Here is a 15,335-nt window from a genome sequence, read left to right on the forward strand (position 1 = left end):
GCTGCGCATGCGATGCTGCTGTTCGTTGCCCTGTTTTGTCACCAGCATTCAGCTTGCAATTACGACGGCCTGGGTGTGCTCGGATTTGCAGTCCTATGCGTCGTAGTAACGCATCTTGTTTGTGTCTGGTTGCTGGGGTGGCTGCAAGCCGGCGGTTTTCCGGTTTAGGTTGCTGCTACGGAGGCGGCCATAAACTCGACTACGACTTTTTGGGAAATCGCAATGTCGAGGACGAAAACACCAGTCTCGTGGGTGGCCAGCCAGTCCTTGAGTACTTTAAGGTCGGTAAGATTGTGGGCCTTAGCGCCGTCGGCGCCCAGAGCGCGGCCAACCGCGGCGAAGTCGACTTCGTCAATGAGCATGGCCATGTCGTGCAGGCCCTTGGCGGCGTACTGGTGCAGCTCGGCGCCGTAGGCCGAGTCATTGAGCACAACCACCACTCCCCGGCGGGTGACACGGAGGAAGGTCTCGAAGTCAGCCATGCCCATGAGTGCCCCGCCGTCGCCGGTGATAAACACGGTCGTGCGGTCGGGACGGGCCACTGACACTCCCGGGGCAGAACCGAATCCCAGCCCGATGGACTGAAAGGTTGAGCCCACCAGCACCATCGCGTGCGGGTCCGGCACCGACAGGTACATGGGTGCCCAGCCCATGAAGTGGCCCCCGTCCATGACCACTGACCGTTCAGAGGGGAGTATGTCCTCCAGGGCGGCGACGGCGGCCCGGGGGTTGAGCCGGCCGTCGGGTCCGAACTCTGCTGGGTCCTCTGTGGGAGCAGATCCTTGGAAGGCTGCGGTGGTGACCTGTGGTACCTCTGCACGCCATGTTGCTTTCCCTTTTGCGGGGATGTGGGCGGTGAGTGATGTCAGTGCTTCTGCGAGGTCGGCTCGGACGTAGTCTGTCACTGCGGGGTGCTCAGCTTCGGGCTCGTTGTCGATGCGGATCACCCGGGCTCCCGGGGCAAAGAGTGTGCCGTAGCGGAGTTGGAAGTCGTTCAGTGACGCGCCGGCCACCAGGATGACGTCCGCTTCCCGGGCCAGGGCTAGGCGATGGTCCCGCGTGAAGCCGCCGGCGATGCCCAGGTTCCAGGAGCTCTTGATTACGTTGGCGGCCATCACTGAGGTCATGAACAGTGCTCCGAGCCGGTCACCAAGCGCCTTGGCTGGGGCCGCCGCGTTGGCCAGCAGGACCCCTCGTCCGGCCAGCAACAGAGGACGTTGCGCGCCGCGAAGGATCAGTGCTACTCGTTCCAGCTCCTCGTGCGAGGCGCTCCAGGCGGGTTTGGCTGGCAGGGGTTCCAGATCCGCTTGCTTCACCAGAGGTGCGGTGGCGACGTCGTACGCGATGGCCAGTACGACGGGCTGGACGGTCTGGGCGGCGAGGTCGAAGGCCCGGTGAGTCATGGCGGTCGCATTTTCTGGTCTGGCCATGAGTGTGGTGACGCCGATGGCGGTTGCGGCGCTGGTCTGGTCGATGTCGAAGGCCCGCCGCCCGGTGGTTGGGGCGTCGCCGACGATGAGCACCAGTGGGATACGGGCCAGGCGAGCTTCCGCCAGCGCGGTGTAGGTGTTTGTGAAGCCCGCCCCGTAGGTGGTGGTGGCGGCCGCAATGCGCCCGGTCGCGCGATGGTAGGCGTCGGCCATCGCGACTGTGGCGACCTCGTGTCGGGCGGAGGTGTAGGGGAATCCCGAGGAGGTGAGGTGGCTGATTAAGTGGGCGTTGCCGTTACCCATCAGCCCGAAGAGATGCTCCGTGCGCTCGGCCACGACGTCGGCGACGGCCGTCGAGACGGTCGGGCCGGAGCCGAGGGCATGGGTCGGGAGGGAAGTGGTCGCTGCGATGGTCATTGCGTTGTCCTTGTTTAGTTCCGGGCAGAGTCCGGTGGTAAGAAGCGGGCACCATTTATGCGAGGACGTTGTGGTGGGGCTTCCGTTGCTGAACGCTCGATTTCCGTGCGGGTTCTTTCAAAGGGTGGTGGTCATCTCCAAAGACCTGGCATCAGGGCGACGCGCCCCGGCACCGTTCCTTTGCTCGAATGCGTAGGCGATCTGCAAGAGAGCCTTTTCTGCCCGGGGTGGTGCGATGATCTGTAGTCCGATGGGCAGTCCGGCGGGTGTGAAGGCGGCAGGCAGCGATATGGCGGGGCAGCCGGTTACCGAGATTATGGATGGCAGTCTCATCCATTCCAGGTAGTTGTCCATGACGTGACCATTGATTTCCTGCGGGTAGGGAAGTTCAGCGTCGAATGGTGCCACCTGGCTGACCGGGGTGATGAGGAAGTCATACTGTTGGAAAAACAGGCGCATGGTGTGGTGAAGCGTTGTCTGCGCTATTTCAGCTTTTCCTATGTCATTCCCGGTGAGACGCCGCCCCTGCTCGATGTTCCATACTGCATCGCTCTTGAATTGGCCCGGGTTCCGGTCCAGCAGGGGCCCGAGGGTGTACTCGAGCTGCCATGCCCGCAGCGTATCGAATACTGAGTCGGCACCTGCAAGGTCCGGGGCTGCTTCTTCCAGATGGCAGCCCAGATCCGTGAAGGCTTGAAGTGCGGGATGCAGCGAGTGGACCACCTCGGGTGCGACGGGGACAGAGCCGGTGAGGTCTGCCGACCATGCGATGCGTGCGCCGTGCTGATCTGTGGTGAGCGGACCGGCGAAGGCCTGCCCGGGGGTTTCCAGAGACATTGGACTCCTGGGGTCCGGTCCGGCGAGCACGGAAAGTAACAGCGCAGTGTCCTGTACTGTGCGGGCCATTGGGCCTTTGACGGACAGCCGCCCCCATGCCGCGCTTTCGGGCCATGAGGGTACACGGCCGGGTGTGGGCCGCAACCCGACCACGTTGCAGAAGGAGGCTGGGTTGCGGAGAGAACCACCGGTGTCGCTGCCGTCCGCGATGGGGATCATGCCCGCTGCGAGGCTTGCGGCGGCACCTCCGCTGCTTCCGCCAGCGCTCTTCGCCAGGTCGTAGGGGTTGCGGGTGAGCCCGTAGACGTCGTTGTAGGTGTGGGAGCCTAACCCGAATTCGGGCACGTTCGTTTTTCCCAGCGTGAGCGCCCCGGCCTTCTTCATGCGTTCGACGACGATGTGGTCAACGGCGGGCACGTCCGTGGCGAAGAGTTTTGAACCGCGGGTGGTGCGGATCCCCTTTGTGGGCAGGATGTCTTTATGTGCGGTGGGTAGCCCGTATAAGGGTCCCTTGTCGGTGGTCCTGCTCCACTGTCGATCGAGCTGCGCGGCCTGGTCCATGGCCTGGTCCAGGTCCATGGCGACGAGGGCGTTGACCTTTGGATTGGTCTGTTCGATGCGGTCGATGTGGGCCGCTAGGACTTCGGTGACGGATAAGGTTCCGTTGCGCATGGAAGTGGTGAGGTCAGTGGCGGTCATGAATGGGATGTCGGACATGTCTGCTCTTTCGGTAATCTCGGTCAGTTTGAACCGGAGAGGACTTGAACGACTTGGTTTACGCACAGGCTGCCGAACAACGCGAGCCCAAGCCCGAGAGCACAGTTGCTGAGGATGCCGTTGCGGAAACCTCGGTTGAGGCTGCGACGGTTGAGCAGCACGAGCAGGCTGCCACAAAGCACAGGCAGGATGAACGCCGACAGGGTCGCATAGATCACCACCAGGGTCACGGGGCGCCCGACGAATTGGAAGGCGATGGCGCTCAGTACGCAGTAGAGGATCACCGAGCGGAATACGGGGGTAGAACTGGACATGTGGGCGTCAGCATCCTCGTCGGGAACCTTCCGCAGAACACGGATGGCATCGGCAATGAGATAGCCCATGGCGCTGAAACCTCCAAGGATGGAACTGAAGACAACCGCCAGTAGGCACAGAAGGAAGCCGATCCGACCGATTTCCCCGGCCATGTCGGCCATGGGGCCAGCGATCGTGGCCAGGCCCGCATTGCCGGCGATGCTCTTACCGGTGCCGTAGATCAGACCTGTACCGAGGATGCTCATTGCGACCGCGAACACAATTACCCCGATGTAGCTGGCTGCCGTGTCAACCCGGAGGTGGGGCAACCATTCTCGTCCCTGCCACCGCTTTTCCCGCACCCAGTATGCGTAGGCGAGGATACCGGCGGCCCCACCCACGCCACCAATCAGTGCCAGGACGGCCAGGATGGATCCTGTGGGCAACTGGGGCACAATGGTTTTGAACGTGACCTCAGGCGAGTCAGCGTCCGCCACGACCATGACGGCGCTGACGAGGACGGTCACGAACATGAGTAACCCCAAGGCGACCATGACTCGTTCGAAGAGGGAATATCGTCCCAGCGCTACCATAGCTCCTGCGGTGACGGCAATGGCGATGGTCACGGGGACCACAGGAGCGGCGGGAAGAAGTTCCACGACGGCGAGTGCCGCCACTGAGCTCAGGCCCGCCCCGTAGAAGAGGCCGATGACGACCATGAAAAGCAAGAAAACCACAGGAAGCACTGGTCCGCTGATGTCGGCCATCTGTGAGAGCATGGTCCGCCGGGAACTTAGCTGGAGGCGCCCCACGCACTCCGTAAGTGCGAACTTGATCAGCACTCCAATCACGATCGTCCACACGAGAGCCATGCCGTAGGCGGAGGATCCATTCAAGGTGGTAACCATGTCACCGGCCCCGACACTGGTAACAGCCAGAACCATGCCGGGACCCATGGCCCTGATGCGGGTGGCCACGGTGCGCGGAGGTCGCGGCGAGTGCTGGGCATCGCGCTGTTGATCTGTCTGCTGAGAGGGGTGAGTTGTCATAGCGACCTGGCTTCCCGGGATGGTGTTTCCTCGAATGAAGGGCATATTTGATATTGGTCACGCTGATTCGCACGGTCAATGGGCTGGTGTAATTCGACGGAATCTGACATACGATCGGCCAATGACTTCAGTTTCTCGCCCCGAAGTGACGCACCTCATCGATGATCTGGACCGTAGGATCATCGGCGCCCTGCAGCTTGACGGGCGCGCTTCCTGGTTGCGGGTCGCAAGGGCATTAGGAGAAAACGAGCGGACAGTGGCCCGCCGTGGAATGCGCCTGCTGGACAGTGGCATCATGCGGGTCACGGGCATGCAGCTCAAGGCCAACGGCACGATTCTGGCCCTGAAGTGCGGCCCAGGACACGTACGGATGTGCTCCCGGGCCGTTAGTGCCCGACCCGAAACGATGTGGTCCCACATGGTTGCCGGTTCTCACGACATCGTCGCGGAGGTCAGTCACTCCCGGGCCGAAGAGCTGACCTTCCTGTTCGAAGAGTTGCCGGCTATTCCCGGGCTTACATCAAGCAGTACCTATCCGGTCCTGCGGTACCTAAGAACCGCTCACCAATGGCGCCCCGGGGTGCTTAGTGACGCCGAGTGCGAGGAGTTGGAGTCCGGAGCCCACGTGGATCAAAGACTGCATATCGGTGAATTGGAGGGCGTCTCGCCCGGTGACCGAATCATGCACTCCGCCCTGATGGAGAACGGGCGCAGGACCTACGAGGAACTGGCCCGGCTTGCCGGTGTATCGGAAGCCACTGCGAGGAGGCGCATCGATCAAATGCGGCAGGACGGGCAGCTGGTCGTGCGCGCCGTGGTTGACCCAGCGGTGCTCGGTTTGCCCATCAAGGCGTTGATCTGGGCGCGGACTGCGCCCCGGGAGCTCGACCAGTTGGTCGCTGCCATTGAGGGCACCCCCCGCATCCGATACGCCAGCCGAATCACTGGACCTTACCAGGTCTTGATCGCGGTGGACCTGGCGTCACGTTCTGACTTGGATGACTTTATTAGCCATGCAGAATGGGCACAACATGCCGACAGTATGGATGTGGGAGTCGTGGTAGCGACAGGGAAACGAGGCGGCTTGCTCAGCGACGCCCTGCGCTGACAGCGTTCGCCACCGGGCTGCGGGCAAAGATTGCCGGCCGCCGGGACGCCCTAAGACTCGCGTCTGCCGCATGGACCCCATCCAGCGGAATCTAGGGACCGATCACAGCTATGGCATCGATCTCGAAACGCAGACTCATTGCCAGAGCTGCCTGGACGGTAGTGCGGGCCGGACGGGGTTCAGCAAACCTGGTCACGTACACGGCATTGAACAGATCCAGATCCTCGATGTTGCGCAAGTAACAAGTAGTTTTCACAACGGATTCCAAACCACAGCCGGCCGCGGCCAAAACAGCCTCGAGCGCGTTGATGGCCAGCTCGATTTCGTCCTCCAGCTGCACCGGAGCGCCTGGAGCTCCAGGCGTGATGCCCACTTGGCCGGAGACGAACAAGAAATCGCCGATTTGTACGGCCTGTGACAGCGCTGGGGACGACAATGCCTCCGGTGTGCTGATAATACGTGCTGTCTTGTTCATGTTTTTCTCCTCGTTGCTGTTGCGGATGTTAACGCAGGGGGTCAAAGTCGGCGGCTTCAGGAACGTTGTTTCCGGAGATCAGCTCTGCGAGCATTTGGCCTCCGGCGGGGCCCAAGGTTAAGCCCCACATGCCGTACCCACCAGCGACATGCACATCCGGGATCCGACTGCGGCCGATAAGCGGCAATCCGTCCGCCGTGCACGGGCGCGATCCCACCCATTCTTCGCTGCGGCGGTCGAAATCAATGGATGGAAGTAAAGGCTTAATGGTCCGGACAACGGCATCGAGGCGCCGGTGATCGAGAGGAGCGTCAGGGTGGCGGAACTCCATCATTCCTGAGATGCGCAATGTCTGTCCCATGGGCGTGGCGACCACCCGGTGGGACGGGAAGTAGAGCGGCCCAGATGGCAGGGCGTCAGTCTTTACACTGAAGCTATATCCCCGGCCGGCCTGGACGGCTTGCCGGATGCCAAGCTTTTTTCGGAAGTCGGCAAGCCACGCCCCATTCGCCATGATGACCGCATCTGCAGGCATACGTCCCGCGCTGGTGTGAAGGACTGGGCCGCCATCATGCTCCACACCGAGCACGGAGACACCCTCTTTAATGACGGCGCCGCTGGCCACGAGCCTCTTTGCCAAAGAGCTCACGAAAACTCGTGGGTCCAGGTAATACTGATCGTTGAGTCTTAGCGCCCCGCCAAGGTCCTCCGAGACCATGGGTGCCAAGCGCCTGGCAGCCTGCCCGTCGAGAAGGTCAAAGTCGACATCCTGGCCTGCAGCTCGAACGAACTTCAATTCGTGCTCGATGCCCGATAGTTGCTGTGCGCTGGCGGTGAAGATCAGTCCCGGATCCATTCGCACGGGGCCGCCCTGCACACCTGCGGCTTCCAATTCGCGGTAAGCCCGCAGCGCCTGCAGGTTAAGTGGGGTAAGGGACTGGACGCCTGCCTCCCACTTGTCCGGCCGGCAGCTGCCCACGAACGACATCAGGAACCGGAAGAGGTTTGGGTCGGCACGGAGCGGGACCGAAACAGGAGAGGTGTTGGAGAAGAATGCCGACAGACCAAACTTGAGCGCTGCCGGTTCGGCCAGGGGCACCGAAAATGCCGGGCTAATCCACCCGGCGTTGCCCCACGATGCCCCAGATCCTATCTGCTTCCTCTCCAGCACAGTGACCCGATTGCCCTTTGCCATCAGAAACCAAGCCGCCGACAGGCCGACGATGCCGCCGCCAACTACTACCACATGCTTCATTTTCTATTCCTGTCTTGCTGAATAAGGAGCTGCTCCAGCATCTCAAGACCCACGGGAAACAGTGGCGAAATGGCATAAACAACGAAAAACGCCATCTCAATGACCGAAAGTCGCGCCTGACGTAGTAAGAATGTCCCTATCTGAACTCTCCTACTCCGGCAGATTCTCCCCCTGGGACTGCAGATCCGCCGAGGGCGTCCTGGTACCGGTGGCTGACCCCAATACACGCCCGAGAAGAACGCCAAAGCGTCCAAGCGGACCAAAGAGCTGGAGAAGGAGAATGCTGGCTCAGGGCACCGGACAGCGCAACCTGGATGACCTGCGTGCCCTGATGCAGGGCCTCGCCCGTAAAGGCCTGCGGGTTGAGTTACTCATGAAAAGCCTGGCTTCTACCGGCGAGGACTCTCCCATGGCTAACCTCATGCTCTCAATCATGGGTGCTTTCGCCGAATACGAACGTTGCCTTATAAGGAAACGGCAAAGGGAAGGCATTGCCTTGGCCAAGCACCGCGGAGCCTACAAAGGCCAAAAAGCCCTCCCATCGGAACGGGCCGCGAGCTGGTTCCGAAAGCCGTCCTCGCCCGCGATTACGGGATCAGCAGGGAGACGATCTATCAGTACCTGCGCCACGCCAAGCTGGGGTGAAACCCCTCCCCTGCCGGCGCTGTCGATGCCGCAACCGAAGCGCCGACTACTGGCACGCGTGCATGTCCGATTCCGAACTATTCGATCCTTCTGAACAACGCTGTAGGACCAGTCCGATCAAAGGTGTGGCGAACGGCCTCGGGGGCAGCCGGAGCCATCAAGCCCGAAAACCTGGCTCGCGTGCCATGTTCTCGTCCAATAAGAGCACACCTCAACGTGACAAAGAGGTCCGCATGTCTTGACTTTCTTCTAAAATCGCTATCCCGCATCACTCCGTCCGGAGGGACGCAGCCTCCTCGGCGAGCTTGGTGATCTGCTGCCAGTCCTGGTTTTCGATGGCGCTGCGGGGGGTGAGCCAGCTGCCGCCGACGCAGGATACGTTGGGCAGTGCAAGGTAGGCCGGTGCGGAAGCGAGGCTGATACCACCGGTTGGGCAGAACTGGACTTGCGGGATGGGAGCGCCGATGGCGGCGAGATAGTCCGGGCCACCGGCTGGTCCGGCCGGGAAGAACTTCATGGTGTCCAGCCCGTGCTCGAGCACCGCCATCGTCTCGCCCACGGTGGCCACGCCGGGCAGGACAGGGATTCCGAGGGTCAGCATGTAATCCAGCAGGGACGGTGTCACGCCAGGGCTGACGAGGAACTGTGCGCCGGCGGTGACCGCCGCGTCCGCCTGGCCGGGCGTTAGTACGGTGCCTGCCCCGACGAGGATTTCGGGCACTTCGTTGGCGATGAGCTTCAGTGACGTGAGCGCACTTTCGGTGCGGAGCGTGAGTTCGATGATTGGGACCCCGCCGGCGACCAGGGCCCTGGCAAGGGGAACGGCGTGTTGCGGGTCATCGATGGTTACGACCGGGATGACGGGTGATATGTGCAGGACGCTGTTGGCGTTAGTCATGGTTAATCTCGTTTCTCAGGCCGTCCAGGCCTTGGGTATCAATGATGCGGTACCAGTGCGTGAGGAGTCCCGTGAAGGTGCTGTCTGCCGCGAGCCCGGCGTCGAAGACGCTGCGGCAGCCGAGGAGCGCCGGGATGACGGTGTCCGCTGTCCGGTTGGCGGGAAGGGCGTCCTGAAGCTCGGCGGCGAGGGGGTCGTTCAGCTCCTCTGTGCCGGTGGAGGCAACATGGTGCATCCATGCAGCCACGGCCAGGGCAGCCCATCGGGGCTCCCGGCCGGCATCGAGGTTTGCGCGGATTGTGGTCAGTAGGCGCAGGCCGATTTTCTGGGAGCCGTCGCTGCCGACTTTGGCTGTGGTGTGTCCGAGGGCGGGGTTCGCGAAGCGTTCCAGAATCTGGGCGCAGTAGGTTTCACCATCCAGGCCGTCGGGCAGGCTGATGGTGGGGAGGCCGTCCTCGGCCAGCATCAGCCGGCATGCTGTGCGGAAGGAGTCCTCTCCCACGGCATCACTGATGGTCTCCTTGCCCGCGGCAAGGCCAAGGTAGGCGAGCAATGAGTGGCTGGCGTTGAGCAATCGCAGCTTGGCTGCTTCCCACGCGGCGACGTCGTTGCTGAACAGTGCGCCGGCTTCCTCCCAGGCCGGCCGGTTCCCAGCAAAGTTATCCTCAATGACCCATTGCATAAAGGGTTCAGCCACCACAGCAGCCTCGTCGCGCAGCCCAAGTTCACGTTCGACGGCGTCAAGGTCGGCGCTGGTGGTGGCCGGGACCATGCGGTCCACCATGGTGCTGGGAAACGCTACGTTTGCATCCAGCCATGCCAGAAGCGGCCCTGCTTCCGTTTCGGGCAGGGCTCGGGCGAAGGCGCGGACCAGGTTTCCGGTCAGCTCCCCGTTGCCCGGGAGGTTATCACAGGAGACGACGGTGAGCGGCCCTGCCCCGTTGCGGGCCCGCTGCTGGATTCCCCGGGTAAGCTGTCCGATCGCCGTCAGGGGTGGGTGGCCGGCAAGGTCGGCCTGCACCTGTTCATCTGCGGTGTTGAGCGATCCCGTGTGGGGATCAATCCGGTAGCCCTTTTCGGTGATGGTCAGTGTCACCACCTGCGTGGCGGGTGCGGCGATCCGGTCCACGACAGTTTTCGGGTTGTCCCTGCCGGAGATGGCTTCCACAATGCTGGAAACAACGCGGAGCGGTGCGGCGCCGCTGCCACGCTCGGCAACGGTGAACAGCCCGTCCTGGGGTGTTAGCTGGCGTGCGACAGTATCGGAGCGTTGGGTCACCCCAATAATTCCCCAGTCGGACGCGCCGGTAGCGAGCATGGCGTTTTCTGTAAAGACGGCGGTGTGGGCCCGGGCAAAAGCGCCAAGGCCCAGGTGCACAATGCCGGGCTGGAAGGTGCCTGTGGGCACCCGCGGCTGGTGTTTGCCGCTGGCGAGGGAGGCTGCGCTTAGGCGTGTGATGACAGTGCTCCTTCGGGGGATCCGGCCGCATGGGCGTGGGTCTGTTCGAAGGTGGGGATGTATCCCGTCCCGCCCTTGCCGCCGACGACCAAGGAGGCTGCCGCCGCACCGTACCGGGCAGCGACGGGGAGTGCGTCTCCCAGGACCATCCGCGCGGTCAGCGTGCCCACGAACGAGTCCCCCGCCCCGGTCTGGTCCACGACGGCTGGGGCGGGGATCGAGTCAATCCATGCACTGTTCTGGCCTTCGCCTTCAAGCTGGATACCCTCGGCTCCGCACGTGACCGCTACGTTCGCTGCGCCCAGGCTCCGGAGTTTGGCTGCTGCCTCCCTCGCTGTGGAGCAGCCCAGCAGTGCAGATGTTTCGCCCGGAAAGGACGGCGTCACCAGGAAAGTCCGCGGTGCGAGCTGGAGGAGGACTGCCGCCGCATCCTCTGCGGACGTGAGGCGGGGGCGGAAGTTGGGATCGAACACGAAGCGTTTTGCCAGTGCAGCGGCCTTCAGGACCGCGGCCCGGGAGGAGTCTGAGATGGCGCAGGCGATACCGCCTGCCACAACGGCGCCGGCGGCTGAAAACACTGCCGGGTCAACGTCGTCGGGTCCAAGGCTGGATCCCACGCTGCCGCTGCGGGCGTAGGAGAACTCGCGCTGCCCGTCGGGATCGCTGTGCACCAGGTAGACGCCCTGCTGGCCTTGCCGGAACTTTAGGAGGTCGGGGGAAATGCCGAGTTCAACGATCCGCGCGGCGATCGCCTTGCCTAGGTCGTCGTCGGTCAGTACCGCCAGCAACCCGACGCGGGCGCCGGCTGCGGCTGCGGCGGCGGCGACGTTCAGGGCGTCCCCGGAGATGCCGAGCTGGGCGGGCACGCCGTGCCCAAAGGCCACGTCTGTGGCCACCTCAACGAGGATCTCCCCCATCACGACGACGTCGAACGGCTGGTTCGCGCTATGCATTGTTGCGTCGTTCACCAGTCGTGCACCGATCCGTCGAGCCGCCGGTTGATGGGCAGGTATTTGGGGTCGAAGGGGAAGCGGGTGGCGGCTTCCTCGTTGAACTCCACCCCGATGCCAGGGGCGTCTCCGGGGTGCATGTACCCGTCGTTGAACGTGTAGGACGTGGTGAACACTTCGTTGGCCGGTTCCCGGTGGCCCATGTATTCCTGGATGCCGAAGTTGGGGATGCTCATATCCACGTGGAGGGCTGCGGCGAACGACGCAGGGGACAGATCGCCTGCACCGTGGGAGCCCGAACGGACACCGTACAGATCCGCCAGGGAGAAGATCCTGCGCAGGTGCGTGATGCCCCCGGCGTGCGAAACGGAGGTGCGGATGTAATCGATGAGGCGTTCGGTGATCAGCTGCTGGCAGTCCCAGATGGAGTTGAACACCTCACCGACGGCGATGGGCGTGGTGGTGTGCTGGCGGATCAGGCGGAACGCTGATTGGTCCTCTGCCGGTGTGGGATCCTCGATCCAGAACGGCCGGTACTGCTCCAGTGAAGCGCCCAGCCGCCCGGCCTCGATCGGGGAGAGGCGGTGGTGCACGTCGTGCAGGACATGGGTGCCGTAGCCGAATTCCTCGCGGACGTGAGCCATCATCTTGGGTGCGAAGTCCAGGTACGCCGACGTCTCCCAGGTGTCCTCCTGCGGGACGTTGCCGCTGGCAGGCTCGTACAGCTTCCCGTCCACCGGCGCGATGCCATAGGTTTTGTCCAGTCCAGGCACCGCTGCCTGGACCCGGATGGCCTTGTAGCCGAGGTCCAGGTGGTGCTGGAAGTCGGCGCTAAGGTCCTCCAGAGTGGAGCCGCTGGCATGGCCGTAGACCATGACACCCTCGCGGGCCGCACCGCCCAACAATTCGTAGACGGGCATGCCCGCTGCCTTGCCCTTGATGTCCCAGAGCGCGACGTCGATGGCGGCGATCGCCGTCATGGTCACCGGGCCACGACGCCAGTAAGCCCCCTTGTAGAAGTACTGCCACGCGTCCTCAATCCGACGCGCGTCGCGGCCAATCAGCATCGGGCACAGGTGCTCGGACAGGTACGACGCCACCGCCATCTCGCGGCCGTTGAGCGTGGCGTCGCCGATGCCGGTGATGCCGTCCTCGGTTTCGATAACGAGGGTGACGTAATTCCGTCCGGGCGACGAAACAACTACCCGTGCGTCGGTGATCTTCACTGGTTGGTCCTTTGGATGTTGATGGTGGAGAAGTTGTATTGGCCGGAACTGTCAGCTGTGGCTCAGCTGAGCTTGAGCATGACTTTGCTGCTGCCGGCAGCAGGATCGCCAAAAACCCTCATGGCTTCGGCTGCCTGTTCGATCCCGAACTTGTGCGTGATGACCGGGGATACGTCCAGGCCTCCGGCCATGGCGCTAAGGGCGTTACTGATTTCGTCCGCGAAGCGGTAGGAACCGATCCAGGTGATCTCGCGCGTGACCAGGTCGCCCAAGGCGGCCGGTGCCGGCGCGCCCGGAAGGTTTCCGACCTGGACGAGGGTGCCACCGCGTGCAGTGGCGCGGAGAACAGCGCCCAGCACTGCCGGAATGCCGGACGCTTCGAACACCAGCTCCATTTCCTCGGGAAGGCTTTCACCACCGGAAACGTTCCGGACCTCATCGGCGCCCATGGCTTTAGCGATCTTCAGCGCCGCGTCGTTGATGTCAGCGGCGATGACGGTCCTGGCGCCGGCGTACTTTGCCGCTGCCACCACCAGGGAGCCGATGGGCCCGGCACCGTTGACGAGGACGTCACGGCCGGTAAGGTCACCGGCACGGCTGACTGCATGCATTGCGACGGCGAGCGGTTCGGCCAGGGCGCCGCGGAGCGTGTCCACTCCGTCGGGAAGCACCCGTATCTGGGAAGCTTTGGCGAGCTTCCGTTCACTGAAGCCGCCGTCAGTGTGCGGATCAAAGGCGGCGGATCCGAAGTAGCGGATTTGCGGGTACAGGTTGGTGCGCCCGGCCAGGCGGTCCGGCAAGATGCCGTCCCCCACCAGTTCTGCGGGGTGGACGGTAACCGGCTGGCCGACCTCGAGGTTCTTTACACCGTCGCCGAGCTGGGCGATCCGTCCTGCCACTTCGTGGCCGAGGACAAGCGGTGACTTCAGCGCCGCCGTCCCCGAGGCGCCGTGGCGCCAGTACGAAAGGTCCGATCCGCAGATGCCTCCCCATTCGACGTCGAGCACTACCTCGCCGGGGCCGGCTACAGGCTCGGGCCGTTCGTCGATCCGTAGATCGTTTGCGCCATGGACAACGACGGCTTTCATACTGCGTCTTCCAAGCGGACCATGTCGCGGCCACGGACCTCGGGACCCACGAAGGCCGAGATGAGGGTGATCAGCGAGTAAGCGATGAGCATCGCTGCCAAGGGCCACCAGTGTCCGGTGATTGCGGTGAGTGTTGCGGCCAGCAGGGGGCCGATGGCGGTGGCAAGGATGCCGCCGATTTCCTTAGCCAGGGCGAGCTGGGTGAAGCGGGTACGGGCACCGAAGAACTCGGCCATGGTCACGCTCTCCATGGCGAACAGGCTCAGTACGCCCAGGTTCAGGCCGACAACCATCGCGATGGTGATGAGTGTGGTGTTGCCGCTGGTGACCATCATCAACATGGGGATGGCGAACAGTGCGGTGAGGGCGCTCAGCGCCAGGTAGAGCGGCCGCCGGCCGAAGCGGTCACCGAGCATGCCCATGACCGGGATGGTCAGGAAGCCCAGCAGCGAGCCGTACATGATGGCAGTGGTGCCTACACTCTTGTCGACGAGGAGGACGGTGGCGAGGTAACCGATGAGGAAGGTCTGGATCAGCCCGGAGTTGCCTGCCTGACCGAAGCGCAGTCCGAGAGCGATCAGGAAGGCCTTGCCCTTGCGCTGGTGCAGGGCGGCTTCGATGGTGCTGGTCTTGGCGAGCTCTTCCGCGGCGGCGATTTCGCGCTTGGACAGTGCAACACCGTCGACAACGTCGGCACGCTCCTCGAAGACGGGACTTTCTTTGACGTGGTGGCGGACCCAGACGGCGAAGAGCATGAGCACGAAGCTGAACAGGAACGGGATGCGCCAGCCCCAGCTCAGCAGGTCCTCTTCAGAGAGGGTGGAGACGAGGATTGCCCAGATGGCAGAGGCGGCGAGGGTGCCGGAGTTGGTGCCCAGGCACACGAGGGAGGAGATGAGGCCGCGGCGGCGGGCCGGGGCGAATTCGGCCAGCATCACGGTTGCGCCGGCGATCTCAGCACCGGCGCCGAAGCCCTGTGCCAGGCGCAATGCCACCAGCAGGATGGGGGCCCAGATGCCGATCATCGCGTAGGTGGGGAGGACACCGATCAGCGTGGTGGAAGCGCCCATCAGGGCGATCGTGATGAAGAGGACCTTCTTGCGGCCGATCCTGTCGCCCATTCGGCCGAAGTAGACGGCACCCGCAAGACGGGCAACGTAGCCCACGCCGTAGGTTGCCATTGCGGCGATCAGGCCAATGACCGGGCTAACGTCGGGGAAGAAGAGCCTGTTGAACACGATGGCTGCTGCCAGCGAATACAGCTGGAAGTCCATGAACTCCATGGCAGTTCCCAGCCAACCGGATACGGCGACTTTGGCCAATTCCTTGGTGGGTTTTGCCTCCGGCTTGGTTACGGGCGGCGAGATGCTCTCAGTCATCTGATGCTCCTTTGCAGGCGATGAAAAACGAAGGGGAGATTCGAAAAGGGGAAGGTTTGCCGGCATCGGGGGTGTGACCGGCAGCACCTGTTCTACTACCATACAAGC

12 protein-coding genes and 1 pseudogene are annotated in these 15,335 nt (G+C 63.2%); 2 read left to right on the forward strand and 11 right to left on the reverse strand.

What is annotated here, in order from left to right:
• Positions 1–164: 164 nt before the first annotated feature.
• The 3 genes from AC5RUO_RS12045 to AC5RUO_RS12055 all read right to left on the reverse strand — a co-directional run bounded on the left by AC5RUO_RS12045 (position 165) and on the right by AC5RUO_RS12055 (position 4,744).
• Positions 165–1,847, reverse strand: coding sequence for a thiamine pyrophosphate-binding protein (locus tag AC5RUO_RS12045; protein WP_494103629.1), 1,683 nt, complete (start codon positions 1,845–1,847; stop codon positions 165–167).
• A 117-nt stretch (positions 1,848–1,964) separates the two neighbouring features.
• On the reverse strand, positions 1,965–3,401 hold the full coding sequence (locus AC5RUO_RS12050) for an amidase (protein WP_494103630.1): 1,437 nt from the start codon (positions 3,399–3,401) through the stop codon (positions 1,965–1,967).
• A 23-nt stretch (positions 3,402–3,424) separates the two neighbouring features.
• Positions 3,425–4,744 carry an Nramp family divalent metal transporter gene (locus AC5RUO_RS12055; protein ID WP_494052717.1) on the reverse strand — a complete coding sequence of 440 codons (1,320 nt, stop codon included), beginning with the start codon at positions 4,742–4,744 and terminating at the stop codon, positions 3,425–3,427.
• A gap of 121 nt (positions 4,745–4,865) precedes the next feature.
• Between AC5RUO_RS12055 and AC5RUO_RS12060 the strand changes: the two genes are divergently transcribed.
• Positions 4,866–5,852: an Lrp/AsnC family transcriptional regulator gene (locus tag AC5RUO_RS12060; protein ID WP_494011318.1), complete on the forward strand. Its 987-nt coding sequence runs from the start codon at positions 4,866–4,868 to the stop codon at positions 5,850–5,852.
• A gap of 91 nt (positions 5,853–5,943) precedes the next feature.
• Here AC5RUO_RS12060 and AC5RUO_RS12065 read toward each other — a convergent pair whose 3' ends face one another.
• Together AC5RUO_RS12065 and AC5RUO_RS12070 are read right to left on the reverse strand one after the other, a co-directional pair.
• The gene (locus tag AC5RUO_RS12065; RefSeq protein WP_494011319.1) at positions 5,944–6,327 is read right to left on the reverse strand and encodes a RidA family protein; all 384 of its coding nucleotides are present in this window, start codon (positions 6,325–6,327) and stop codon (positions 5,944–5,946) included.
• A gap of 28 nt (positions 6,328–6,355) precedes the next feature.
• Entirely contained in the window at positions 6,356–7,582 is a 1,227-nt protein-coding gene (locus AC5RUO_RS12070; protein ID WP_494103631.1) for an NAD(P)/FAD-dependent oxidoreductase, read from the reverse strand.
• Between the two features lie 304 nt (positions 7,583–7,886).
• Between AC5RUO_RS12070 and AC5RUO_RS12075 the strand changes: the two are divergent.
• Positions 7,887–8,227 (forward strand): annotated as a pseudogene (locus AC5RUO_RS12075) (recombinase family protein); the annotation flags it as partial.
• A 268-nt stretch (positions 8,228–8,495) separates the two neighbouring features.
• On the opposite strand, the gene AC5RUO_RS12080 reads toward AC5RUO_RS12075, so the two are convergent.
• The 6 genes from AC5RUO_RS12080 to AC5RUO_RS12105 form a co-directional block, all read right to left on the reverse strand.
• On the reverse strand, positions 8,496–9,125 hold the full coding sequence (locus tag AC5RUO_RS12080) for a bifunctional 4-hydroxy-2-oxoglutarate aldolase/2-dehydro-3-deoxy-phosphogluconate aldolase (protein ID WP_494103632.1): 630 nt from the start codon (positions 9,123–9,125) through the stop codon (positions 8,496–8,498).
• Positions 9,118–10,533 (reverse strand): mannitol dehydrogenase family protein, encoded by a 1,416-nt coding sequence (locus AC5RUO_RS12085; RefSeq protein ID WP_494103633.1) that lies wholly within the window; start codon positions 10,531–10,533, stop codon positions 9,118–9,120. Before AC5RUO_RS12085 ends, AC5RUO_RS12080 begins: the two co-directional genes overlap by 8 nt.
• A 38-nt stretch (positions 10,534–10,571) precedes the next feature.
• On the reverse strand, positions 10,572–11,537 hold the full coding sequence (locus tag AC5RUO_RS12090; protein WP_494103634.1) for a PfkB family carbohydrate kinase: 966 nt from the start codon (positions 11,535–11,537) through the stop codon (positions 10,572–10,574).
• An 11-nt stretch (positions 11,538–11,548) separates the two neighbouring features.
• Positions 11,549–12,760 carry a D-mannonate dehydratase ManD gene (gene manD, locus AC5RUO_RS12095; protein ID WP_494103635.1) on the reverse strand — a complete coding sequence of 404 codons (1,212 nt, stop codon included), beginning with the start codon at positions 12,758–12,760 and terminating at the stop codon, positions 11,549–11,551.
• A 62-nt stretch (positions 12,761–12,822) separates the two neighbouring features.
• Complete coding sequence (locus AC5RUO_RS12100) at positions 12,823–13,848, reverse strand: L-idonate 5-dehydrogenase (RefSeq protein ID WP_494103636.1); 1,026 nt, start codon at positions 13,846–13,848, stop codon at positions 12,823–12,825.
• Complete coding sequence (locus AC5RUO_RS12105; RefSeq protein WP_494103637.1) at positions 13,845–15,227, reverse strand: MFS transporter; 1,383 nt, start codon at positions 15,225–15,227, stop codon at positions 13,845–13,847. Before AC5RUO_RS12105 ends, AC5RUO_RS12100 begins: the two co-directional genes overlap by 4 nt.
• Between the last annotated feature and the right edge of the window lie 108 nt (positions 15,228–15,335).

It is taken from the genome of Arthrobacter sp. Y3221087 (assembly GCF_059089905.1).

Excerpts from the sequence above, each read along its gene's own strand:
- AC5RUO_RS12060 (WP_494011318.1), top strand. The coding sequence starts at position 4,866 with ATGACTTCAGTTTCTCGCCCCGAAGTGACGCACCTCATCGATGATCTG.
- AC5RUO_RS12055 (WP_494052717.1), bottom strand. The coding sequence starts at position 4,744 with ATGACAACTCACCCCTCTCAGCAGACAGATCAACAGCGCGATGCCCAG.
- AC5RUO_RS12045 (WP_494103629.1), bottom strand. The coding sequence starts at position 1,847 with ATGACCATCGCAGCGACCACTTCCCTCCCGACCCATGCCCTCGGCTCC.
- AC5RUO_RS12065 (WP_494011319.1), bottom strand. The coding sequence starts at position 6,327 with ATGAACAAGACAGCACGTATTATCAGCACACCGGAGGCATTGTCGTCC.
- AC5RUO_RS12105 (WP_494103637.1), bottom strand. The coding sequence starts at position 15,227 with ATGACTGAGAGCATCTCGCCGCCCGTAACCAAGCCGGAGGCAAAACCC.
- AC5RUO_RS12090 (WP_494103634.1), bottom strand. The coding sequence starts at position 11,537 with ATGCATAGCGCGAACCAGCCGTTCGACGTCGTCGTGATGGGGGAGATC.
- AC5RUO_RS12080 (WP_494103632.1), bottom strand. The coding sequence starts at position 9,125 with ATGACTAACGCCAACAGCGTCCTGCACATATCACCCGTCATCCCGGTC.
- AC5RUO_RS12050 (WP_494103630.1), bottom strand. The coding sequence starts at position 3,401 with ATGTCCGACATCCCATTCATGACCGCCACTGACCTCACCACTTCCATG.
- AC5RUO_RS12070 (WP_494103631.1), bottom strand. The coding sequence starts at position 7,582 with ATGAAGCATGTGGTAGTAGTTGGCGGCGGCATCGTCGGCCTGTCGGCG.
- AC5RUO_RS12100 (WP_494103636.1), bottom strand. The coding sequence starts at position 13,848 with ATGAAAGCCGTCGTTGTCCATGGCGCAAACGATCTACGGATCGACGAA.